Origin of the sequence: Fibrobacter sp. (genome assembly GCF_017545445.1) — a bacterium.
Taxonomy (GTDB): Bacteria; Fibrobacterota; Fibrobacteria; order Fibrobacterales; family Fibrobacteraceae; genus Fibrobacter.
Genome location: NZ_JAFWOM010000140.1, coordinates 58426 through 81846, shown reverse-complemented (window position 1 = coordinate 81846; position 23421 = coordinate 58426). Strand labels below are relative to the sequence as shown.

General features: G+C 46.8%; 19 protein-coding genes and 1 tRNA gene. 6 read left to right on the top strand and 14 right to left on the bottom strand.

Features of this window, described 5'->3' with window-relative positions:
* Positions 1 to 6 precede the first annotated feature (6 nt).
* The 5 genes from IKG78_RS16440 to IKG78_RS16420 all read right to left on the bottom strand — a co-directional run bounded on the left by IKG78_RS16440 (position 7) and on the right by IKG78_RS16420 (position 4990).
* A complete protein-coding gene (locus IKG78_RS16440) occupies positions 7 to 1467 on the bottom strand; it encodes a lipopolysaccharide biosynthesis protein (protein WP_290945477.1) in 1461 nt (486 codons plus the stop codon).
* Between the two features lie 68 nt (positions 1468 to 1535).
* On the bottom strand, positions 1536 to 1799 hold the full coding sequence (locus IKG78_RS16435; protein ID WP_290945475.1) for a hypothetical protein: 264 nt from the start codon (positions 1797 to 1799) through the stop codon (positions 1536 to 1538).
* A 9-nt stretch (positions 1800 to 1808) separates the two neighbouring features.
* A complete protein-coding gene (gmd, locus tag IKG78_RS16430; RefSeq protein ID WP_290945473.1) occupies positions 1809 to 2906 on the bottom strand; it encodes a GDP-mannose 4,6-dehydratase in 1098 nt (365 codons plus the stop codon).
* Between the two features lie 85 nt (positions 2907 to 2991).
* A complete protein-coding gene (locus IKG78_RS16425) occupies positions 2992 to 4164 on the bottom strand; it encodes a GDP-L-fucose synthase (protein ID WP_290945472.1) in 1173 nt (390 codons plus the stop codon).
* Entirely contained in the window at positions 4154 to 4990 is an 837-nt protein-coding gene (locus tag IKG78_RS16420) for a glycosyltransferase (protein WP_290945471.1), read from the bottom strand. The genes IKG78_RS16425 and IKG78_RS16420 overlap by 11 nt, the downstream gene beginning before the upstream one ends.
* A gap of 255 nt (positions 4991 to 5245) precedes the next feature.
* On the opposite strand from IKG78_RS16420, the gene IKG78_RS16415 reads away from it, so the two are divergent.
* Both IKG78_RS16415 and IKG78_RS16410 read left to right on the top strand, forming a co-directional pair.
* A complete protein-coding gene (locus IKG78_RS16415) occupies positions 5246 to 6571 on the top strand; it encodes an AAA family ATPase (RefSeq protein ID WP_290945470.1) in 1326 nt (441 codons plus the stop codon).
* Complete coding sequence (locus tag IKG78_RS16410) at positions 6564 to 7085, top strand: hypothetical protein (protein WP_290945468.1); 522 nt, start codon at positions 6564 to 6566, stop codon at positions 7083 to 7085. The genes IKG78_RS16415 and IKG78_RS16410 overlap by 8 nt, the downstream gene beginning before the upstream one ends.
* An 83-nt stretch (positions 7086 to 7168) precedes the next feature.
* Here IKG78_RS16410 and nadC read toward each other — a convergent pair whose 3' ends face one another.
* The 4 genes from nadC to IKG78_RS16390 all read right to left on the bottom strand — a co-directional run bounded on the left by nadC (position 7169) and on the right by IKG78_RS16390 (position 14720).
* Positions 7169 to 8032 (bottom strand): carboxylating nicotinate-nucleotide diphosphorylase, encoded by an 864-nt coding sequence (nadC, locus tag IKG78_RS16405; protein WP_073423287.1) that lies wholly within the window; start codon positions 8030 to 8032, stop codon positions 7169 to 7171.
* Between the two features lie 126 nt (positions 8033 to 8158).
* On the bottom strand, positions 8159 to 9610 hold the full coding sequence (locus IKG78_RS16400) for a sugar transferase (RefSeq protein ID WP_290945465.1): 1452 nt from the start codon (positions 9608 to 9610) through the stop codon (positions 8159 to 8161).
* A gap of 27 nt (positions 9611 to 9637) precedes the next feature.
* Positions 9638 to 10927, bottom strand: coding sequence for a homoserine dehydrogenase (locus tag IKG78_RS16395; RefSeq protein ID WP_290945463.1), 1290 nt, complete (start codon positions 10925 to 10927; stop codon positions 9638 to 9640).
* A gap of 106 nt (positions 10928 to 11033) precedes the next feature.
* Positions 11034 to 14720 (bottom strand): InlB B-repeat-containing protein, encoded by a 3687-nt coding sequence (locus IKG78_RS16390; RefSeq protein ID WP_290945461.1) that lies wholly within the window; start codon positions 14718 to 14720, stop codon positions 11034 to 11036.
* 176 nt (positions 14721 to 14896) lie between these two features.
* Here IKG78_RS16390 and IKG78_RS16385 point away from each other — a divergent pair, with 176 nt between their 5' ends.
* The 3 genes from IKG78_RS16385 to IKG78_RS16375 all read left to right on the top strand — a co-directional run bounded on the left by IKG78_RS16385 (position 14897) and on the right by IKG78_RS16375 (position 17912).
* Positions 14897 to 16069, top strand: a complete 1173-nt coding sequence (locus IKG78_RS16385; protein WP_290945459.1) for a sugar transferase — start codon at positions 14897 to 14899, stop codon at positions 16067 to 16069.
* Between the two features lie 45 nt (positions 16070 to 16114).
* Positions 16115 to 17233, top strand: a complete 1119-nt coding sequence (fliB, locus tag IKG78_RS16380) for a flagellin lysine-N-methylase (RefSeq protein ID WP_290945457.1) — start codon at positions 16115 to 16117, stop codon at positions 17231 to 17233.
* 133 nt (positions 17234 to 17366) lie between these two features.
* Entirely contained in the window at positions 17367 to 17912 is a 546-nt protein-coding gene (locus tag IKG78_RS16375) for a TlpA disulfide reductase family protein (RefSeq protein ID WP_290945455.1), read from the top strand.
* Positions 17913 to 17977: 65 nt separating this feature from the next.
* On the opposite strand, the gene IKG78_RS16370 is transcribed toward IKG78_RS16375, so the two are convergent.
* From IKG78_RS16370 to IKG78_RS16360, 3 genes are all read right to left on the bottom strand, one after another.
* Positions 17978 to 18051, bottom strand: a tRNA-Arg gene (locus tag IKG78_RS16370).
* A gap of 61 nt (positions 18052 to 18112) precedes the next feature.
* Entirely contained in the window at positions 18113 to 18727 is a 615-nt protein-coding gene (hisH, locus tag IKG78_RS16365; protein WP_290945453.1) for an imidazole glycerol phosphate synthase subunit HisH, read from the bottom strand.
* Positions 18728 to 18808: 81 nt separating this feature from the next.
* A complete protein-coding gene (locus IKG78_RS16360) occupies positions 18809 to 19699 on the bottom strand; it encodes a DUF3078 domain-containing protein (RefSeq protein ID WP_290945451.1) in 891 nt (296 codons plus the stop codon).
* Between the two features lie 121 nt (positions 19700 to 19820).
* On the opposite strand from IKG78_RS16360, the gene IKG78_RS16355 reads away from it, so the two are divergent.
* Complete coding sequence (locus tag IKG78_RS16355) at positions 19821 to 20333, top strand: hypothetical protein (protein WP_290945449.1); 513 nt, start codon at positions 19821 to 19823, stop codon at positions 20331 to 20333.
* 39 nt (positions 20334 to 20372) lie between these two features.
* Here the strand turns inward: IKG78_RS16355 and IKG78_RS16350 are convergent, their stop codons facing one another.
* Together IKG78_RS16350 and IKG78_RS16345 are read right to left on the bottom strand one after the other, a co-directional pair.
* Positions 20373 to 21281, bottom strand: a complete 909-nt coding sequence (locus IKG78_RS16350; RefSeq protein WP_290945447.1) for a hypothetical protein — start codon at positions 21279 to 21281, stop codon at positions 20373 to 20375.
* Between the two features lie 19 nt (positions 21282 to 21300).
* Complete coding sequence (locus IKG78_RS16345; RefSeq protein WP_290945445.1) at positions 21301 to 23406, bottom strand: pectinesterase family protein; 2106 nt, start codon at positions 23404 to 23406, stop codon at positions 21301 to 21303.
* Between the last annotated feature and the right edge of the window lie 15 nt (positions 23407 to 23421).

The following is a 23421-nucleotide window of genomic DNA, read 5'->3' as shown; positions in this document are numbered from 1 at the left end:
AACCTTTTATGCAAATTTTTTTCGTTTTACACTGTATTCACATATCATATTAAGCAAATATACAACCCCTTCTAATTGAAGTAATTTCGCAATAGCAACATAAATTACACACCCACAGATCGGAAGAATTATTAATTGGAAAATGGGAGACAATCCCAATGAAGAGACATAGAAAAGAACTAATCCTATTCCAAAAGACAATAGATACGACGGAAAAATATCTTTCATTTGCTCAGCATATCCATAATTAAGCAACGTCTTATTTGGATATGCATTTATAAACGAAGCCATAATTGAAGTTACTGCTCCAGAACAAGCGATACCTATTGGCGTACGAAAATAATAGATAAACAAAACCAACATCAATAATCCTACTATTTTTTTGATAATCTCCAATTTCAAGAAAATATCACTTCTGCCAACGGCGTTTATAGCAGACAAGTTAGATGTATGTATAGGCCAAAAAGAATAAATAAAACAATAAATTTGAACAAACGGCACACAAGGTAACCATTTTTCACCAAGAACAACTAATACAAGAGGTTCAGCCAAAGCTGCAAGCATAGCCATCAATGGTACAATTACGAAAGAACTAGTAACAATCGACCGACGAACAAGCTGTTTTAAACGAGATTTATCATCTTGATACATTGAAAAAGCCGGAAATAGAACTGCTTGGATGGATGAGTTTATATTAGAAATAATGATACTAGGAAAATGACTACCTCTTGAATAAAAACCTAACACTGTCGGGGCAAATATTTTTCCAATAACTAAGCTATGTAAATTGCCATACACGACATCTAAAAGCGAAGAACATAAAAGTTTCCAACCAAAAGAGAGCAATTCTTTGACTCGGGCCCACGAAAATAAAAGTTGAGGCCTCCACTTAACAGTAAACCACATAAATATACACATTAAAGATACATTAGCAAGCTGTTGAATTACCAATGCCCACACACCAAATCCATAATACGCAAAAAATATTCCAGCGATTCCCGAGGGAATGACAGCACAAATACTACGAAAGAAAAGCTTCTTAAACAGCATATGACGAGCAACATACGCATTTTGAATAGAATTAAATACTCCTATAATAAGCGTAAAAGAAAGGCATCTAATTACAGGAACTAACTCATTCCGCTCATAAAACGAAGCTATTAAAGGAGCACAAGCAAATAGAGCAACATAAAAAACAACCGCAATAGCCAAACTAACAAAAAAAACCGAGGAAAAATCAATATTATCAGCATCTTTTTTCTGAACCAAAGCCGTACTAAAACCGGCCTGAATAAAAACCCCCGCTATATTTGTAAAAACAAGGACCAAAGCAATTAAACCAAAATCTTCAGGAGCTAAAATACGAGCAAGTACTATGGAGACAACAAAGCTAGCCATTTGCGAACTGCTTCGTTCCAAAAATTTCCAAATTAAAGAAGTTATGACTGTTGACCTAAATGAAGGCATAAAAAGACACTTTCCTCAGAAGCCTTGACGTGCATACTTAGCATCATATAAACATATATTTTTCATCATTACCCCGCCTCCCGATGCACCACCATCATCTGTTGATAATCTTCACAATTTTGCAACCCGTTGATATCAAAATTTACAAAAAAATTCTTCCGGTCCGCAGATAAACAGGTCGGAGAATGGTCAACTCCTACTTCAAACCAATCGGAGGAACAACCATGACTCGCAACCATGTTTTTCAATTCGTCAAGAATATCTACAAGCATCTCGGGAATGATAAATAAGGCGGTTGCCTTGACAAGAATGTATCGCTCAAAAGCAGCCACCGTCCCCTCTTACTTCACTAATCCCTTTTCGAGGTATTCCGCCAAGTTCGTGCGGGTCACGCTCGCAACGTGGTCAGCGGCGACTTTCTGCATGTCATGGTGGACCATGATCTGCACAAGCTGCTCAAAAGAGGTCTTCTGCGGGTTCCAGCCGAGTTCGGCCTTGGCCTTGGTCGGGTCGCCCCAGAGGTTCACCACGTCGGTCGGGCGGTAGAAGTCTTTCGAGACTGCCACGACGGTTTTGCCATTCGCCACATTGATTCCTCTTTCGTTCACGCCCTCGCCTTCCCAGCGGAGTTCTATGCCAGCATGGTGGAACGCGAGCGTCGCGAATTCACGGACGGTGTGCTGCACGCCAGTCGCAATCACGAAGTCTTCGGGCTTGTCGTGCTGCAGAATGAGCCACATGCATTCCACATAATCCTTGGCATAGCCCCAGTCGCGGAGGCTGTCGAGGTTGCCGAGGTACAGGCAATCTTGCTTGCCCTGAGCAATGCGGGCGGCGGCGAGCGTAATCTTACGGGTCACGAAGGTTTCGCCGCGGCGTTCGGATTCATGATTGAACAAAATGCCGGAGCAGCAGAACATGTTGTAGGCTTCGCGGTATTCCTTGACAATCCAATAGCCGTAAAGCTTGGCTACAGCATACGGGCTGTACGGGTGGAACGGGGTGTTCTCGTTCTGCGGGACTTCTTCGACCTTTCCGTAAAGTTCACTTGTGCTGGCCTGGTAAATGCGGCAGGTTTCTTCCAAATGATTCGTTCGCACGGCTTCCAAGATGCGGAGCACGCCCGTTGCATCGACATCGGCGGTAAATTCCGGGGAATCGAACGAAACCTGCACATGGCTCTGGGCCGCGAGGTTGTAGATTTCGGTCGGTTGCACCTTCCCCACCACCTTCACGAGGCTCATGGAGTCGCCCATGTCGGCGTAGTGCAGGTGGAAATTCGGCTTGCCTTCGAGGTGGGCGATGCGTTCACGGAAATCCACCGAAGAGCGGCGGATGATGCCGTGGACTTCATAGCCCTTGGCCAGCAAAAATTCGGAAAGATAGGAGCCGTCTTGGCCCGTGACACCAGTGATCAATGCAACGTTTCGTTTTGTCATTTGTTTGTACCTTTAAATGTTCTAGATTGCTTCGCTCGCAATGACATGTTTCGGCCCTTCGGCATGCTCAGGGACCTTATTAAGATTAATGAGCCAAGCTCCCTTTGTACCAGTCAAATAGTTTCTGTACGCCTTGGTCGATTTCGACTTTGTGCGTCCAGCCGAGGCTGTGGAGTTTGCTCACGTCGATGAGTTTGCGCATTGTGCCGTCGGGCTTGCTTGCGTCAAACACAACTTCGCCTTCGAAGCCCACGGCCTTCACCACAAGTTCGCTGAGTTCGCGGATGGTGAGTTCCTTGCCCGTGCCCACGTTGATGTGGCAGTTGCGGATTTCACCGAGTTTCGGGATAGCGCCGCCGCGGCCAGCACTGTGGTTGCGGTCAACAGCACCATCGACGCTTGCGCCATAATGCACACTAGAGTATTTCTCGATGCCGATGATGTCGCTAAAGTTCACGTTCAAAAGCACATGGACCGAAGCGTCTGCCATGTCTTCGCTCCAGAGGAATTCGCGGAGCGGCTTGCCCGTGCCCCAAAGCGTCACCTTGTTGTTCTCGATACCGTACTTGGTGAGGACTTTCAAGATTTCATCTTGCGAGGCGTTACCGTTGATGCCTTCGACGGGGCGTTTGTCCATATCGATCTTGATGCTTTGCCAGTCGTTGTCGTGGATGAGCTTGGCCAGATAAATCTTGCGCATCATGGCCGGCATCACGTGACTGTTTTCCAAGTGGAAGTTGTCGTTCGGTCCGTAAAGGTTTGTGGGCATCACGGCGATGTAGTTGGTGCCATATTGCAAGTTGTAGCTTTCGCACATCTTGAGGCCCGCAATTTTCGCAATGGCGTATTCCTCGTTCGTGTATTCGAGTTCGCTTGTGAGGAGCGCGTCTTCTTTCATGGGCTGCGGAGCATTTTTCGGATAAATGCAGGTAGAGCCAAGGAACAAAAACTTCTTAACGTTGTGTGCATATGCCTCGCTGAATACGTTGCACTGGATTTTCATGTTCATCATCATGAAATCGGCACGATAAAGCGAGTTCGCCATAATGCCGCCGACAAAGGCCGCCGCGAGCACAACGGCATCAGGGCGTTCCTCGTCAAAAAATTTCTTGACAGCGTACTGGTCCGTTAAATCGAGTTCCTTATGGGTACGCCCGACTAGATTGTTGTAACCGCGAGATTTAAGGTTGTTCCAAATGGCAGAACCCACCAACCCGTGATGTCCAGCAACATAAATTTTTGAATTTTTATCTAGCATAATCCTTTTCCACACAACCCCTATTGCAAACAAGGCCTCTTGCCGCATTGGGTTTCATACAATCCAAGCAATTCTTTATAGAACGAACGACGTAATCCCTATAGCCAAACCATTTCGTCTTAAAGAATTTTTTATTAAACGAAGTCATCGCCCTGAAATATTTACGGCCACGGCGTTGTTCGTAAAAATCTTCGCTAACTCGCTTATACACCAACGTCTTTTGGATATTATACCCTTTGGCACAAATGCCTAAAAGCCTGATAAACAAGGCGTAATCTTCGGCCAAATAGAAATCTTCATAATTTCCACAGGCAAGCACCATTCTCTTTTTGAACAAAACAGACGAATGGGCCATCGGAACTTTTCTTTTTGCAAATCTGTATATCTGCTCCGGGGTTTCGGGATACTTCCGGTGAGCAACAACATTGTCCGTAGATTCAACAAATTCATCGATGTCGGACCCCACCATGTCAACCTTGTTTTCAAACAAGGCGCCAAGTTCTTCTTCGATGCGAGTCGGAACAGAATAACCATCCGCGTCCATACAAGCGATAAAGCCGTGCGAACAAGCGAGAACACCCTGTTGCAAGGCCAGCCCCACGCTAACCTTATCTGGCAAGGGCAAAATCTTGATTATTTCAGGATTATTTTCTTTGTACCGATATATCGTTGCATCCAAACTGTCTGCCAAGGGACCGTTTTGGACCAAAACAATCTCGTCAGGTTTCACAGTCTGGCAAAGCATGCTATCCAAAGCAACAGATAGCCATTCGGATTTATCCTCATTGCAAACGCAGAGCAGTGCACTGTACGCAGATAGACTCACAAAATTAGTTCCTTTATCATTGTAAAACAAACTATTATGGTTAAATATAAATAACTACAAAAAAACTTACAAGACTGTAATGGAAAAAATTTTATTTTCCGTGCAAAAATCTTTCATTTTGTGAGAAAAATCAAATTGAAATGGGAATTAATAACTAAAAACTATTAATTTAAACTATATAAGGAACCCCTAAAATGGTGATATTGCGCAAAAGCACCCTAATTTTATATATTTTAGAGCAAGAAAGGGGCTATAATGAGTCTTAGGGTTAAAATTGAGCATTTTCGTGCAGTTGAATCTGCCGAAATAAAACTGGACGGAATTTCAGTATTATCCGGAATAAATGGTTCCGGAAAAAGCACTATAGCCAATCAAACATACAATTTGTTGTCTTCGGCCATCAAATACGAAGAAATCGTGGATCAAAACACGTGGGCAAAAGATATCCTGCCCATAATCCAAGCATTATTTTTTGCAAGCAATAACTTAACCGGACTTATCTCAAAAACGGCATTGGCAAAATTGACCAATGAACTATATCCTTTCTTTAGCACCAACTATATTCACCTAGAAAAGCTTCATGCAGCAATCCAAACATTAAAAAATGCACTTGAAACAATTCCTTTTATAAGCCCGCTCGATAAAAAGCAAAACCAAATTAAGAGGACCCGGAAAATATTCGAATCCATTATCGGCAATATTGTTGATATTATAGATTTACCAGAAATCGCAACATATATAGACGAACGTCTGTATCAAATAGAAAAAGAAGCAACTCGGGCAAAAGCAGAACGCAAAGCCGGCCTATTCCAAAAATTCTGGAAAAACGCCTTTGGCGAAGGTAACGGCATCAATCCAAATTTATTTAACATTTATGAAGAATCCGTTCCTATTTTAGATACAGAGAACGATAACGTAGCAATTCCAAGTACCGTCAAGAACGTATTCTACATAGATTCCCCTATGGCTTTGGGAGAAAATCAATCCTACCGGCCACACTGGAACTTATTGAACAATTCCCTAAAAAGAAAAAATTCGTATTCCGACTTTGACTTTACCGGCAATGAAAACTTAGGGTTATTAAACGGAAGTTCTAATTGGGTAAAGAAAGATAATTACGAGCAATTTATTTACCACCGTCCAGACGGTAAATCATTTAACCTTTTGGAATGCGCGACAGGTTTAAAGTCATTTTCCATACTTCAAATGCTTTACGCCTCTGGGAATCTTAATGACAAGACATTACTGATTCTTGACGAACCCGAAGCTCATCTTCATCCTCAATGGGTAGTCGAATATGCCCGTCTTGTAATTCGTCTCCATAAACACCTCGGAGTTAAATTTCTCATCGCAAGCCACAGTCCTGATTTTATCAGAGCAATCAAGCATGTCTCAGAACACGAATTTGGAAACAATGTTCAAGACAAAGTATGTTTTTATCTTGCAGAAAGCATAAATTCTGACTCTTATACATATCAATTCAAAAACTGTGGCTTGAATATTTCCCCAATATTCAAGGTATTCAACAAATCTTTAGAAAAGATTGACTTGTATTCCGGGATAGAGGATTTTGATGCCTAAATATGACTACCAAAAGTCTGCAAACCTTGTAAATCGATGTGCACCGCAAGCACGTACTGATTTTTATTCATTAGCACAAAAAGAAAACCAACCAGACCAGAATCTTAAACAGACCGATTTTGCTTATACACCTAACAGCGCCCTTGTTGTAGATGGAGATAACTTGGCAAAAGTATGTTCACCAAGCCTACAGCCTTGTTCCATGGATTTTGCGTTCATTTTAGACAACGATAGTGCGTTGCTTGGAGATATGAAGTTTAATGTAGACGCCTCAATTCGAAAGCAATTGAAAAAAATTCTAAAAAAATTCAAAGGCACCTATAATAATCTCCATGCCCTTGTTTCTTCTTTTCACAACACAAGTTTTGTCCTATTCAACGAAGCAAGCTTTGAAGAAGGCGTTAGCGTTTTATCACGTCTAGACGAAGAATTTCAGGACGACAGTCTCGTATCCGCTCTAAAACTTCATTTTAAAGCGGAAACTCTTCCATCATTTTCTAAAAAGTTTTTCTAAAACAACATCATCCGAATCCGACCCCGGAACGGTGTCCGGGGTGACAGTTATTCACATAAAACGTCCCCAAAACGGGGAACAACTTAAATGCGCATCGAGATGTCGAGGGCTTTGACGCTGTGCGTGAGGGCACCGACGGAGATGAAGTCGAGGCCGAGCGTTGCAATCTGCTTCGCGCGTTCGAGCGTCATGTTGCCGGAACCTTCCACAAGCACCTTGTCGCCGCTTTCCTTGATAATTTTCAAAGCTTCGGCCATCATTTCGTTGCTCATGTTGTCGAGCATGATGACATCGACACCCTTGTTGAGGAGTGCGCGGAGCTGGTCAAAGTTTTCGACTTCCATTTCGACCATCAAGCCCTGCTTGTTGTTCTTCTTGACGACTTCAAGAGCTTCAAGCACGCCACCGGCGGCGGCAATGTGGTTATCCTTCACGAGCACCATGTCAAAGAGGCCCATGCGGTGGTTGGAACCGCCACCGACGCGAACGGCGTATTTCTGCAACGTGCGGAATCCAGGAATCGTCTTGCGGGTGTCGAGCACCTTCGTCTTGCCGCCTTTCAAAGCTTCCTGGAACGTGTGAGCAACCGTTGCCACACCGGAGAGCTGCTGGATGAAGTTCAGGAGCGTGCGTTCGCCCGTCAAAAGTTCATGCGTCGTACCGTCGAGTTCGGCAATCAAGTCACCCTTCTTCACCACGTCGCCATCTTTCTTGTGGAGCGTCACCTTGGCGTTCGCCTTGAGTTCCTGGAACACGAGTTCGATAATCGGGAGGCCGGCGAGCACGCCATCTTCTTTTGCGATGAGGCGGGCATGCTGTTTCTGGTCTGCAGGGATGGTCCATTCGCTCGTGACATCGCCCGTGCGAACGTCTTCCGCCAAAGCGAGGCGGATCATGGTGAGAGCATCTTCGGTTGGGAAAACTGGAGTAGAATTATCGCCGTACATAAGAAGTGGTTAGTGGTTGGTGGTTAGTGGTTAGTAGGAAGTAGGAAGTAGAAAGTTTTTTATAATCGCGGCGCAGCCGCCTAACTAACCCTGTCTACTAGCCACTGCCTACTGTCTACTGCGAAGCTATTGTGCGCCTTTTCCGGTTAAAACAACATAAACTGTTCGAGCTAAAATCTGGAAATCCAAAAGCAGGCTCATGTTTTCGTAATAGTACATATCGTACTGGAGCTTGATCTGCACGTCCTCGATGCTCGTATCGTAGTGGTGGCAAACTTGCGCCCAGCCCGTGAGGCCCGGCTTCATCTTGAGGCGGCTGATGTAGAATGGAATCTGTTCGCGAAGCTTTCCGATGAACACGGCGCGTTCCGGACGAGGGCCCACCATGCTCATGTCGCCTTTCAGCACGCAAAGAATTTGCGGAAGTTCATCGATGCGGGTCTTGCGGAGGAACTTGCCCACTTTCGTAATACGCGGGTCATCTTTTGTCGCCCACTGGGCGCCGAACTTTTCGGCATCGGTACGCATGGTGCGGAATTTATAAACAGTAAACGGCTTGCCGTAAAGGCCAATGCGTTCCTGCGAATAAAATACCGGGCCGCGATCTTCAAGCTTAATTGCAATGGCCGCAAGCAAACAAATCGGGAGCGAAATCAATCCAAGGAAAAGCCCGAAAGCGATATCGATAAAGCGCTTGACCCGCACTTGCCATGGCGGCATCGTGAATGCAAATAGTTCCTGCAATTCAAAGCCATAAACGAGGTTCGCCTTGAACCGTCCATTCACAACGTTGTATAGTTCAGGGACAATGTAAATATGCAACGGGAGATCGCAAATCCAGACTAGCACGCGCATAATCTCTTGCGGCGAAGAACTTTCGTGCGCAATGATAATGCCACTGACTTTGAACTTTTTGACTAGTTCTGGCAGGTCGGAATATTTACCAAGAACAGGAACGTTCGCAAATGTTTTCGGCAAAACTTGGAACCGTTCATCGACAAAGCCCACGACCCGCTGACCGCGAGCCGGAGTCTTTGCAAGATCTTCTGCAATCTTCTGTCCGGCTTCCGTCGCCCCGAGAACGAGAATGTTGTTCGCGCCATACCCCATGCGTAGCAAAGCCCGCAAAAAGATATAGATGAGCATGCGGAATGCCGCTACCGACAAGATTGCCAGCCCACCGTAAATAAATATCCACGGGAACCTGGAACCGTAAAGATAACCTTCGCTGAGCGGCTGGTTCGTAAAGACCTTCCCCATGAACTCTGCACCGAAAAGGCAAAGAATGACAAGAACCACGCCTATTACAACCGCCCGTAAGACGCGTAAAACTTGGTGAGTTCTCGATTGTAACAACCACGAACGGTACAGTCCGGCAAAGGCAAACAGCGAAAGCCAACCGACATTCAAAACGAGTCCGTACTGCCAGTAGCTTTCGAACGTCTTGTTCGGATCGAACTTGTCAGGAATCCAACCACTATGGAACTGCACCCAAAACGCCAAGGCGAAGCAAATCGACAAGGCTACAAAATCCGAGAGGATTAAGAGTATTCGTTCCAGAGTAGTTGCACGAACCATATTCGACCTACATTATCAGGCAAGTTATTAAGCGAGGAAGCGGATGACCTGGCTCTTCTCGACAATTTCGGAGAGCGCGTTCACAGCATCCACAGCCTTGGTAAGCTTGCTATCGAGAGTCTTTTCCGTAATGACGACGATGGACACCTTGCCCGGATCGTTCACGTCCTTCTGGATAATCGTTTCGATGGAGATGTTGTTGTCAGCGAGGATCTTCGTAATCTTCGCGAGCACGCCACAAGCGTCACGGGAGGTGAAACGGAGGTAGTAGCGGGCGCTAGTTTCAGAAATCGGAACGAGCGTTGCAGAGTTTTCGACGTTGAACCAGCCCATCGGGAGCGCCTTGCGTTCCCCCATGTCGGTTGCGCGGGCAAGAGACACGAGGTCGGCCACAACAGCGGAAGCAGTCGGGAGACGGCCAGCGCCAGCACCGGTCTGGAGCGTTTCGCCGAGGTTGTCGCACTGGAGATACACGGCGTTCAAGACGCGGTTCACGCTAGCAAGCTGATGGGTGAGCGGAACAAAGCACGGATGGACACGGGCATCCACGCGTTCGCCATCGCGGCGGTAAATGCCGAGGAGCTTCACGCAGCAGCCGAGTTCCTTGGCAATGGCGATATCCTGAGCGGTAATCTTGGAAATGCCGGAAACGTAAATCTTTTCGAAATCGACACGGTGACCGCTGCAGAGACTAGCAAGGAGGGCAGTCTTGTGTGCAGAGTCGATGCCTTCGATGTCAAACGTCGGGTCAGCTTCGGCAAAACCGAGCTTCTGGGCATCCTTCAACACAACATCAAAATCGAGTCCTTCTTCGGCCATGCGGCTGAGGATGTAGTTGCAGGTGCCGTTGATGATGCAGCTCAAGCTTTCGACAGTAGAGCCAAGCAAACCTTCCTGCAAACTGCGGATGATAGGAATGCCACCACCGACAGCGGCTTCGAACAGCACATGCAAGCCCTTCTTGGCTGCAAGCGGGAAAATTTCGTGACCGTACTTCGCGAGGAGAGCCTTGTTTGCCGTGACCACGTGCTTGCCACTTTCGAGAGCCGCAAGAATCCACTTGCGCGGCATGTTGTAGCCACCAGCGAGTTCCACAAGCACGTCAATATCGCTACCGGCAATCATTTCGTCGGCGTTGGTCGAAACCTTGTAGCCCTTAGCCTTATACGGGGCAACTTCTTCTTCGGACTTGGCGCAGATGCAGGAGAGTTCCAGTTCGACTCCCAATTTTTCCTTGTATTCTGCAATCTTCTGTTCAAGAATCTGAATGACACCACCACCAACAGTACCCGTGCCAATTAAACCAATACGCAACATATAGCGTCTCCATTTTAAATTTTTACGGAGTAAATATAGTAATTAGTAGGAAGTCGGAAGTAGGAAGTAGGAAGTGACAGTAGGACAAATCCCCATAAGGCTCGTGTTACTTGAAAACGCTCACTTTGCGGCTTCCATTGCCAATCCGTAACACGTAGCTACCTGACGTGGGCACGTTCACGTTAAAGCTTGCACTGTTGGCCGTTCCGCGAAGCACCATATTGCCCTGCATGTCGAACAATGCGTACGTTGCACCGACGCGAGCACCCGCCACCTGCAACATATTGCCCTGAACAGTCACACTAAACTGCAGCGGCACAGCAACCATTTCAATGCTGTTCGTCTTGGAACTGCTCGAAGATTTACCAGACTTTTTACTCGAACTGGACTGCTTCGGAGCGCTTGAACTGGACGACTTAACAACGCTAGAACTAGACTGTTTTACAGAGGAACTGGACTTAACGACAGAAGAACTGCTCGCCACGCTCGACGATGACTTCTCGGAACTTGAAGACTTCGCAGAGCTGCTGCTTGATTTCGGTAGTTCGACAGAGGAACTCGATTCCTCAGAAGAACTAGACGCCACTTCCGAAGAACTCGAAATCAGCGTACTGTCAAGTTCCCACTTGGCATAGAACACCTTCATGTCCGTTCCGCATACATCCACCGATGTTTCTGGAGAACCAGAATAAGAACTACTGCCATACCACCCTGCAAAAATGTAGCCTTCGCGAGAAACATACTGCGAATCCGGCAGATTCACCGGCACGCCTTCTTCGTAATAAGTCACTTCATGGTCTTTCGCAATCGAAGCACCTTCACCCACAACAAGCATCACGCGATGTTTTACGTTGTCCCAATTCAAGTGCGGGAGAATTTTCGTTCCAGCAGGATCCTCAGCCCACGCAAAGCCATCTTGGCCATTTTCTTTCGGTTTCTCGCCATCCTTTTCGTACCAGCCACGCAGCGAATCCGCTACAGAGCCGCCCATCAGCTTTTCTTCGGTGACAGCAACAAAACCGCTATCTCTAACATTGGGGACAAAAATCCCCTCAGCCATAGAATCCAAGATAAACGCTTGCAGATTACCCTGATTTAAATAGAAAGCATTGTCAAACGAATAGGAGCCACCTTCACCAAAACCGACGAGCGAAGCAACAGCACCAACCTCATCACCAAAATCTGCAACAGAAACAATTTCGCCCGCATTGTAGCTGTTGAACACATCAACGCTTCCGTCAACCGTTTTCATCCATCCTAGTATCCCCGCCACATTTTTAGAGCCTGTTACACGACCTTTATTGTAACTGTTAATGAAGACGAGAACAGGATATCCATAACCGGTTCCGACAAGGCCGCCCACATCCATTATTCCATGAACCTCGCCATCATTGAAACTACGCAAAATAGTGAGCGTCTGGTAATGATAAATATACCCGACAAGACCGCCCACATTGCTAAATCCCGAAACAGATCCCGAATTATAGGAGTCTATGATATCTACTGAAGTTTCATTAATCTCTCCAACGAAACCGCCAGACTTTTCCTTGAAAGCATTGACAGAACCCATGTTATAGCAATCCAATATTTTCGTTTCCAAGTTTACAGAACCGATAATGCCCCCAGCAGCAACATCTGCATTAACGAAACTCCTGTTGTAACTACCCGTTATCTCTGTTATCACCTCTATTTGACCGACAAAGCCACCGACATTTTCCTGACCTTCAACCACGCCATTCGAATGCGAGTTCGTTATGGTCAAGGAACTTTCTTCCGTACTAGCATAGGCATACCCAGCAAAGGCTCCAACTCTATAGCCTCCCCTGAAATAAAAATCTTCAAGTCCCAAGTTCTTTATTTCGACCTTCTTTACACCCCTTTCACCGAAATAGATTTCGCCAATAAATCCTACACCATCTTCATCTTCTGTATCATCGTAATAAAGCCCGTAAATCGTGTGTCCATCGCCATCGAATACACCCTCGAATTTCATCATCGGAGTCCATTTCCTGAACGTTCCTTGCTCATTCAATTTTCCGTCCGTGGTCAGCACATGCTCGTTCACCACGATATCCTGAGTCAACTTTCCACAGGCTCCGTTTTCAGGCTCGCCTCCATAAGTTCCATTGACTATGGATGCAAAATTGTACAATTCTTGAGCATCAGAAATCAGATAACAACGTCCATCGAAATCCAACAATCTTGTCCAACGGGCATATAGAGTTTTGGCTCCGGTCTCGGTCGTACCAATTTTATCCAGTTTTACATCCTTGTCCGTAGGATTTGCAACCGCGTACCAGCCTTCAAAGATATATCCTTTTCGCTTGAAATTTTCAGGAAGCTTCAATCCCATTCCCAACGTATAGGTTGAAGGATAATCATTCGTATCCCCCTCAAAAGTATGCCATGTGATTGGATACACACTAACAGAAGCGTTCACCTTTCCGCTCAAGTCGGGGTACATTCCTTCACCGATGGATTTCTGGCCCCAGACTTCATTGTTCTGGTGCAAATATGTTGCCACGACACCATTGAAAAACAAAGAGTCCTCTACATCAGTCACGCCATCGCAGGGCGTTCCGTCGGAGACTTTCCTATTTACAGTTTTTTCAATTACAAGTTCACTATACTCTATCTTCCCTATCAACCCGTTTTTCACTTTGCCATTTTGGATAATATCTGCGGCATTGTAAGAATTCACAATAAAAGGGAGCACTCTTTCGACACTTCCCACAAAGCCCCCAATAGGATAATCAAACTCTCCTTCAGGCAGGAAGGTTTCGACAGTTCCCCTATTATAGGAGTTTTCGATACGCAACGTATCACTATTATTTACAGTTCCTATAAGATCTATATTAGCCGAACCAACCAAGCCTCCGACAGCGGACGCTGCTTTAACATAACCGACATTATAGCTTTCCTTTATAGTTCCCTGCCCCGCTCCAACCAAGCCGCCAACATTAGTTGTCAAACCATAGACGGCCCCCGAATTGTAACATTTTTCGATAATAAACTTGGCACTGCGATCATCCAACCTTGAAGAGCTTTCAACGCGACCCATCAACCCGCCTACATCACCATATCCACTAACGGATCCCGTATTATAAGAATTGAACAAAATAACCGTTGATGAAAGTGCAACATCGCCCACAAGGCCACCCGTCGATGAACTTCTTTCGTAGGTAGAAACAATTACACCTTCGTTATGGCAATCCTTTATCGTAAGCATAGCCGAACCACCAACAAGACCGACCAAGCCAGCAACACCGTTCCCTCCCGAAAGGACTTCTATCGTAGCAGCACTATAGCTATTTTCAATTGTCACAGTATCATAGACTTGTGCGGCAATAGCGCCAATTCTGCTATTATAAGTGCTATCCGGAACATAAAAGTACGAATCTACGATTCCTAGATTTTTTACAGACCCTCTCAAATAAAAGAACAAGCCTAGGTGATCGAAGCTTTTCTGGTACAAGCCCGATATCGTATGGTTCTGCCCGTCAAATGTACCTTCAAAAGACCTTATGGATTCCCATGGTCTAAAAGGACCTTCATTGGGAGTTCCATCCGCCTTCAGCACATTCTCGTTCACCACGATGTCCTGAGTCAACTTGGCGCAGTCCAAACGCATTGCCAGAGAATCTTCATCATAGGAGTTGTATATCTGGTTCAACTGATACAGGTCATCTGCACTGCCAATCAGGTAACAACCGTCCGATTGGGTTAAAGCGGCATTTGCCGATATGGCTGTAAAAAGAAACATTGCCAAAGAACCCAAAAATGTAAATCTCATAAAATTCCTTTATTATTTTTTCTTAAAAAAATATTTAAAATTAAGATACAAAACGTTTCAATTTCAGACCAAAACAAACCAAAAAAGTTCCATATAACATGTTTTTCTTTAAGTTTCTATTTACAGAATTATTCCAAACTACACCCAACTAATCGCTGTTTACTATATTTTTAACCATGGAACAGGAAGCCGTAAACCCAGCTATTGGTTCAATTCTTAACGAACAAAAGTTAAAGAACATTGTCTATCCAGCCAGACTTTTCAAAGCCAGGCTTAACGAAGAGTTTCTGAGAGCGAACAGAACCCGCAAGCCCTTCCTTTTCATTAAAATTTACTCGCACCAGTTCGACGTGCTCGGCTGGGGGCGCCCCTCCAAGATTGTCGAGAACACATGGAAGATTAGCGTCCTTACGATGTTTTCGCACCTGCGTTTTATCGATGTATTGGGCTACCTCTCCGACAACAGCGGTATCGGCATCATCTTGCTCAATTCCGATCTGAGCACCTTGGAATCTATCCGCAAAGAAATCCTCCACAAGCTGAACGATGCAGGCTTAATCCAGGCACTCCGCCACAAGCCGAATGCTCCGATTTTCCAGGCCTACCTCTACACCGGCTATCAAGAAAAAGAAAACATCGAATTGGACAACAAGCTGAAGGAATTCAACAGTACGAACGGAAGTTTCTTCACGCTGAACCGCTTGAACCTCTCGGACATTTGGGTTCACCCACACAAAATCCGCATTAGGCACATCATCAAAAGGACTGTCGATGTTACGTGCACATCGCTTGCACTCATTTTTCTCTCGCCCCTCCTTTTGTTCTGCGCTCTCGCTGTCAAGATTAGCGACCCGAAGGGCCCAATCATCTTTAAGCAGACCCGCGTAGGCAAGAACGGTGCACTCTTTACGATGTACAAGTTCCGCAGTATGTATGTCGATGCCGAAGAACGCAAAAAAGAACTCATGGCCCAAAACGAAACCGGCGGAAAGACTTTCAAGATGAAAAACGATCCGCGCATTTATCCGTTCGGTCACATACTCCGCAAGTTCAGCCTCGACGAACTGCCTCAGCTCATCAACATTCTCAAAGGCGAAATGTCCATTGTCGGCCCCCGTCCGCCAATCCCAGATGAAGTTGCGGAATACGAACCATGGCACCGCATGCGTCTCTCCGTGACTCCGGGTCTCACCTGTATTTGGCAGGTTAGCGGTCGTAGCAACATATCATTTGAAGGGCAAATGCGTCTCGACAACGACTACATCCGCCGCGACGGCAAAATAGCCGAAGACTTCAAGCTCATCCTCAAGACGTTCAAAGTTGTGTTCAAAGGCGAAGGAGCGTACTGATTTAGATGAGAGGTTGCATCCAACAACCTACCGTCAACTAAAGCTATGCTTCTCCGTGTTCCTGTCTTTTACGATTCGTTCCATTGCATTGCAGACAAATGCACCGACACCTGTTGTGTCGGGTGGGAAATCGATATCGACGAAAACAGCTTAAAAAGATACGCCACCATCAAAGACGACTTCGGGAACTCCCTCCGCCAAAATATCGAAGACGGGCACTTCAAATTACGCGAAGGCGACCGCTGCCCGTTTTTAAAGCAAGACGGACTCTGCGACATGATATGCCATCTTGGCGAATCTAGCCTCTGCGACATTTGCCGCGAACACCCGCGCTTCGTCGAAGTCTATGGCGACATCATGGAAAAAGGACTTGGTCTCTGTTGCGAAGAAGCCGTGCGGCTCTTGCTCAATGCCAAAGGTAACGAGCTCACCCCCATCGCATTTGTCGAACGCGAAGTCAACGACGAACCCGACGACATCCCAGACGATGCTCGCGAAGCCCGCGATGCAATACTCGGCGAACGAGAGCATTTGTTCAAAATCCTCGCCGACCACGCACGACCGCTCAACGAACGCCTCGTCGAACTGCTAGACTTTGCCGTAGAAACAAGCGGCATTGAATATTGCGACTTCAACGGCGACCGCCACAGCAAAACAGACCTCGGCGATAACAGCGACAACATTTCAAACAACATCCTCCAGTCGTGGATCGACAGCCTCGGCAAAGGCGAAAGTTTCGGCCCCGCCTGGGACCAAGCCTACAAAGAGCTTTCGCTAATTGCGAACGCTCCTCGCGCAAACGGAGCAAGCTCACTCGGTTTAAGCGTCGGACTTTTCACCGAAAGTGACGGAGAAAAAATCATAACCTACTTGCTGTTCCGCTACTACGCCAAAAGCTTGTTCGACGGCAACAGCCTTACCAAAGTCCAATTTGCATTGTACTTCTGGATTATGCTTCAAAAATTCGGCGATATCTTTGCAAAAACCGCAGAAACGCCAAACGCAAGCGATTCGGCAAACGCCCCAACCGCAAAAATTGCAGCCATCAAATTGCTCAGCAAGCAAACCGAATATTCCGAAGAAATCATGAACATTCTAGAGCAAGAATTCATTGAAAATCCGTTATTTTCGCCAGAAAATTTCAAAAAAGTCCTCAAGCGTTAAATTTATCATGCGAAAATGTGTTTTTTTACAATTTTTTTCCCATTTTTTGCGAAATATCACAATTCAGTCTCGTTTTTTTTGGTATTTTACAACTGTTTAATTTGGGTTTTGTCTATTGAATTAGGAGTCGTGTATGCTTAACCGCATTTTCAGTTTGATTGTTCTTGCTGCAGCAATGTGTTTTGCGCAGTTTGCACCGGAACCGCAGGTCGCCGATATCAAATTGATGATGGATCCGGCAACCAATCAACCCATGGTCATGGACTTTTCGAAACAACTTTCGGGCATCAGCGATCCGGGTATCCTGTTCAGCCATTTCAGTAATCGTCCGCTGCTCATTTACTACTTCAGCCCCAAGTGCCCACATTGCCAAAAGCACTTCCCTGAAATCCAGAACCTTATCAAGGAATACGAGTCCAAGGGACTCACGGGCATCGCCATTGGCTTGAACGGCGGCATCAAGAAGAACGACATCCGTTTGTTCATCGACCAGTACCATGCGGTCATCCCGGTATTCCAGGACACCGACAGCAAGTTTGGCCCGGCATACGGCACTGGCTATATCCCAGTCGTTTACTTGGTACAGAAAGACGGCACGTTCTACCGCTACGAAACGCTGAACGAAGCGAACATGAACCATCTCCGCGCTACGCTGAACCAGATTCTGAAGAAGCAGTAAGGTATTTCCACACTTTTTACGTCACCAGACGGTATGAAAAAAGCCCCACGAGGGGGCTTTTTTCGTACCGTCGGCGGGATTCGAACCCACGACCCATTGCTTAGAAGGCAATTGCTCTATCCAACTGAGCTACGACGGCCTAACCTGTTTAAGGTGGCTCAAATATAGCAAAATTTATTTATTTTCGTCAAACGCCTGCTTTATACGTTCCAGTCGCAGAAATTCTTGAGCATGGCAAGGCCGACTTCGCCGCTTTTTTCTTGATGGAACTGGCTTGCAATTAAGTTGTCCTTACCAATAAGTCCGGAGAACGTCTGCGTGCCGTAAGTCGTTTCTGCAAAGGCGTACTCCGCAGGAACTTGCGGATAGTACGAATGCACGTAATAAAAATCGCAACCGCTGCGGATTCCCTTCATGATGGGATGTTCGCGAGTAAAGTTCACTTGGTTCCAACCCATGTGCGGAATCTTGAGGCCCGGTTCGTCCTTGAACCGCACGGCACGCCCCGGAATAAGTCCAAGCGTCTTGACGCCGCCGTCTTCCTCGCTTTCTTCGAGCACAATCTGGCAGCCAATGCAAATGCCGAGCACCGGATTGCCGGCCTTCACGACAGCCTTAATCGCTTCGCCGATACCCGTCTTAGTCAAGGTTTCCATAGCCGATGCTGCAGCACCGACTCCCGGGAAAATCAACCGAGTCGCTTTCGCGATTTCGTCAGCATCGCGACTGACCTTCGCATCTACGCCAATAAACTTGAGCGCATTCATCACCGATGTCAAGTTGCCCGCATTGTAATCCACAACAGTAATAGCCATAAGAACCTCTTTTTTACACCGCAAAGATAGAAAAAGAACCGCCGGAGCGGTTCTTTTATACAAGTTCTTTCGATTCGCAAATTAGAACCAGCGCCAAGTCACACCGATGAGAATCGTGTTCTTGTGCTGAGAGTCCTTGTCCAAGTCCTTGTCGTAAGCGATATCGTAACCAACCTGGAGTTCAAATAGCGGAGAAAACGTCACTGCAAGGAGGTTTTCCCATTTGCCGTCAATTTCATCGAATCCCTTAAAGTTAATGAAAGCCCACAGACGGCTCTTGAAAGTCACGAATTCCGTCACAACATACTTAAATTCGGTAATGCTTTCAAGACCCGGTTCATCCTTGAACTTTTCGATCTTTTTCGTATCAGGGTCATCGGCATAAGCGTAAGTGTCCGAATCATCAGCCACTATCGTCATGCGATTAGCAAAACCAAGACGTGTCGAGAAATTTTCATTCGGGAAATACCCGATACCAGCCATCTGCGTGACATAGCCCGGCGCCATGAAATGCGAAACAGTCGTCTTGATTTCGTTGCCATCTTCGTCTTCGCTATAGACATAGCCTCTCATGAACTGAGATTCGAAACGAGCGCCAATGTAGGGTTTGAACAACGGGAACGCATGGAAATCAGCCATCGTCTCGACAAAAATCTTATCCGAAGACTTGCGGCGGCCAAAGCCATCCGTCCAGGTCTGCCCCAGTTCGAGATCCACTTTGCTAGTCCAATCAGCGATGCTGAAGGGGATCCTGAGATCGGCATTGTACGTAAAAAGCCACGTTGAGGAAGAAGTCCCGCTTTCCTGTTTCCAGTTGTGGAAATCCATACGGGTGTACTTGATGGCGGCGACAACGTCAGCCTTCCCCCCCCATTCTTCCGGGAGATAGCCTTCAAACATGCCACCATCAGCAAAAGCCGCCGATGCAGAAATAAGAGCAGCGCATCCAATTGTAAGCAACGATTTCTTCATATCACTTCCTTGTTTACGGTCTTTCATTCCATCAGACCCATTGAACTTATTTGCTATTAAAGATAATTATTTTTTTTGGAAAAAGTTATCTAACAACAAATACATTACTATTATTGCATACATGCTACTCAGAAGCCTCATTTTTGCAATTACCGCATTTTTTTGCATCGGAACTGCCGCAGCCACCGAGCACAAATCGCCTTGGCAGTTCGAAGCGGGCATTTCAGCGGGTCGGCCCACCCCAATCATGATCAATGCTGGAGTCGGTTACGAGAATGTTTTTTTTAGAGTCACAGGCGGAGGCTTGCACCTCGGATCCAACGAATTCTGGGTCGGTTACCGAGGAAACCTCGCATGGAAGTTTTTCCGCGAACTCCCCTTTTCGCTAGACTTAGGAATTAGCAGCGGTTACGCATTTGCAAAGGCGCCAAACGAAATTTTGAGGGCTCTCAATAGAGCAAACAAAAAACGCTACGTGCGTTCGTACAATTACAAAGAATCGTTCGACGTATCCGCAGACATCCGAGCGAACATTTATGGATTTTTCACAGAACTAGGAATTCCACTCCACTTCTTTTCAAAACACAATGAACCCACAGTCATCTGGCAAGCCGGATATGCGTATAGGTTTTAATAACTAGCGGTTCGTTGACGGTCGCGAAGCTAAACTTTTTTACTTTTCTATAGTCTCGATCTGCTTCGAGAGTTCACTCGCTAGCTGAGAATCTTCGTTATAAATTGCGTTAATTCGTTTGCAACTAAGTTCGAGCAAATTGCGGGCCTCAATAGAATCGCTTTGTTTGCGGAGTTCACGCAATGCCTTGTCGATTCGCTTGACGTCGTTCTGGTCGGGGTAGCCCTTCATGAACGTGTAGAAAAGCTGAATTTGTGTGTTGTACTCGCTGTCGGATTCGCAAGCGAGCAAGAACGGGATGACTCGTACGTTGAGGAGCTTCGAGAGGTCGCCCATGAACGTGTTGAGCGTGAGCCCCTTCGGAAAAAGTTCTTCGGTATCGTTCTGGAGGTCCTCGGTGCCCACGAAATCGCCTTCTTCGAACTGCGAAAGCATTTCGTTCAGCATATCCATTTCGCTGCGTTTTGCTTGTTCGCGATACTTCGCCTGGTAGTAGATGGGGAGCGTCGTGAGGCAATAATGAGCTTGGTTTGCACCGATGAATTCGCCGATGTAATAGATGTCGGCATCTTCTTTGAGGATGTCTTCTTCGTTGCTGAAATTTCCGATGCGAGCAGGAATGGGAATAACTTCCATGCTCGAAAGTTCATGGAGGCGTTCGCGCATGGCATCAACATCGACGTTTTCAGGGAGTTCTACGCCGTTTTCTTCCATCGTCTTGAGGAAGCTGTTGAATTTCGCATCGACGACGCGGTCTCTTTCACGTTTGCTGGGCCTGTCATTGAACTGTCGAAAATCACCTTCCAACGTCAAAAGGCCGTTTTTGATCATGTCGTCAAACGGCGTTTCTGCAGGTTCGGCATCCGGGGTAGGCAAAATGCGTGCGTAAGCAATCATTCTGCCACATAACTGTTCGTCATTTCCTTTTTTCTGTTCAATTCCAAGCATGGTTTAAAATTAACAAATTCTAACGGACTTGGACCAATTTTTGTTTATGATATCCTTGCGATGCGGTTCTTACGATGTAAATTCCGGGAGCAAGTCCATTCAACGAGGCAGAACCCTTTGCATAGCGAACGAGTTTTCCGTTCATATCGTAAATGCGGGTCGCTTCAACAGAGTTGTTGAACCAGAGAGCTTTTGAAAGAATGGTTGTCGAGGTGTCGCCCTTTTCGACTTTCTTTTCGATCAATTCTATTTGGTCGAGATTGGGGCCGTCGTTTCCGTCAACGGTGGCAAACGTGATGTAGCCGGCACCCTTGGAAAGCGTGATGGTCGTGGTGTCCGTTGCCCATGTCGTCCAGTTGTCCGTTGCGTCGTACATGCGAGTTTCGGCTCCCTTGCAGCCGTCAATCCCGGCGGTGCATTTTCCGGGGGCAGCAATGGCGAGGCCGCGCGCTTTGCCACTGCCATTCGCATACGTCATGACCATCGTGTATTCGCCGGGGAATTCCGCATAGACGGGGACTTGGACGGTCGAATGTCCCGTGCCGAAGTTGATGTAACCTGTGCCTGCAAACCCTGCGTTCGTGCTTTCGATAATCGCGTTATCGACGATGCCGGATTCCGCTTGGAATTTCGTCGTTCCTTTGGCTTCAAAGGTTGCACCGATATCGATGTCCTTGGTCATCGTGGTTTTCCAAGTGTTGGATGTGCCTGCAGTCACGGCATCCTTGCCAGTCCAGCCAGCGAATTTCCAACCTGCGGCAGGTTCCGCAGTGATGGTAATGGCGGTTCCTTCTGCAATTTTTTCGCGATTCGGAGAGATAGTAACAGTTCCGCCGATGGATTGCGATAGCGTTACTTTGTAGTATGTCACGTTCGCTTCGAGGACCGTGATTTCGTTCGAAGTTGCGCCGAGTCCGCCCATGGAATTTGCTGCTCGAACCGTTACTTTAGAGCCAGCAGCGATACTCCCCACATCAATGGAATTGGATGTGGTGTTGCTGTGGTATTTGCCGTTCACAAAGACAGCCCAGCAGATGGCGTTGTCGTCGTCATCCCAAACGATGTTCGCGCCTTCTTGTGAAATTTTCGGAGCGGAGACTTGCGCGGTAAGTTTATTCGGAGCCCAGTTGTCTGTTCCGCCAAGGACGTTTGCAAGAGTGTATTTGGCGGCATCGTTTGCATCCCAAACGGTCTTGAGCGTCGAAGTGGAGCCATCCTTGCTCCCGTCAAAGTAGGTGCGGCGGCGGCTCGTGTTGACGGGGTTTCCGTTTCCGTCCTTGCTGTTGTATTCGCCATAGACGACAGGGGCGGAATTCATGTTCGTAAACCAGCCTTCGGCGGCAGGCTGCGCAACCATCTTGGTGTTCAAGAACACCACCTTGGCGTGTCCCCAGGAACGTCCCAAATAAAACGTTCCGTTAAAACTGTTGTTCGAAACTGTTATGGTTGTGTTATTAAAGACGTAGCCCCAATCCCCTGGATTCTGCGATGCGGTGATGTAACCGCCGTTTCGCGTCATCACAAGCTTTGTGCCTTCGAAGAATACGTCGCCGCCGCCGCAGATAAAGTCAACCGTTCCGTCGATTTCGCCGCCTTCCCAGTACGTGCGACCTTTTTTGGTGTAGTACGTGTCTTGGCCGCTCAGCAAACGGACGTTCTTATAAATAAACTTGTCGCCTTCGTTTTGCTGCAAAGCCACTTGACGAGCCGCACCGGATGTACTGAAGGTGCTCTTGTTCTTGAGCGTGATATCTTGCATGTACATGTCGTTATTTTTCGGGAAGTAGAGCGTAGCCGTGGTGCTGATGCCTTCGGTATCGGTCGTGTTCGAAATAGTCGTATTTTCGAGGGATTGCCCGATGATGGAAACATGCGATGGGCTGAACGTCGTCTTTCCATGTTCATCACCCGTAAGCTTTGTCAAGTCGTATTCACCGTTCGGGAGAAAGATGATGAAACGTTTGGATTCGCTAGCCCCAGATGCGGCAGCTTTGGCGATGGCCGCCTTGAAGTCGCCATCGACTCCCACGACAAAGTCAAAACCGCGCTTCGCAATAGCGAAAGCACTCGTCGCAACTGCAAGCGACGCACACATAGAAAATTTGAACAACCAACAGTTTAACATATCACCTCGATTCTA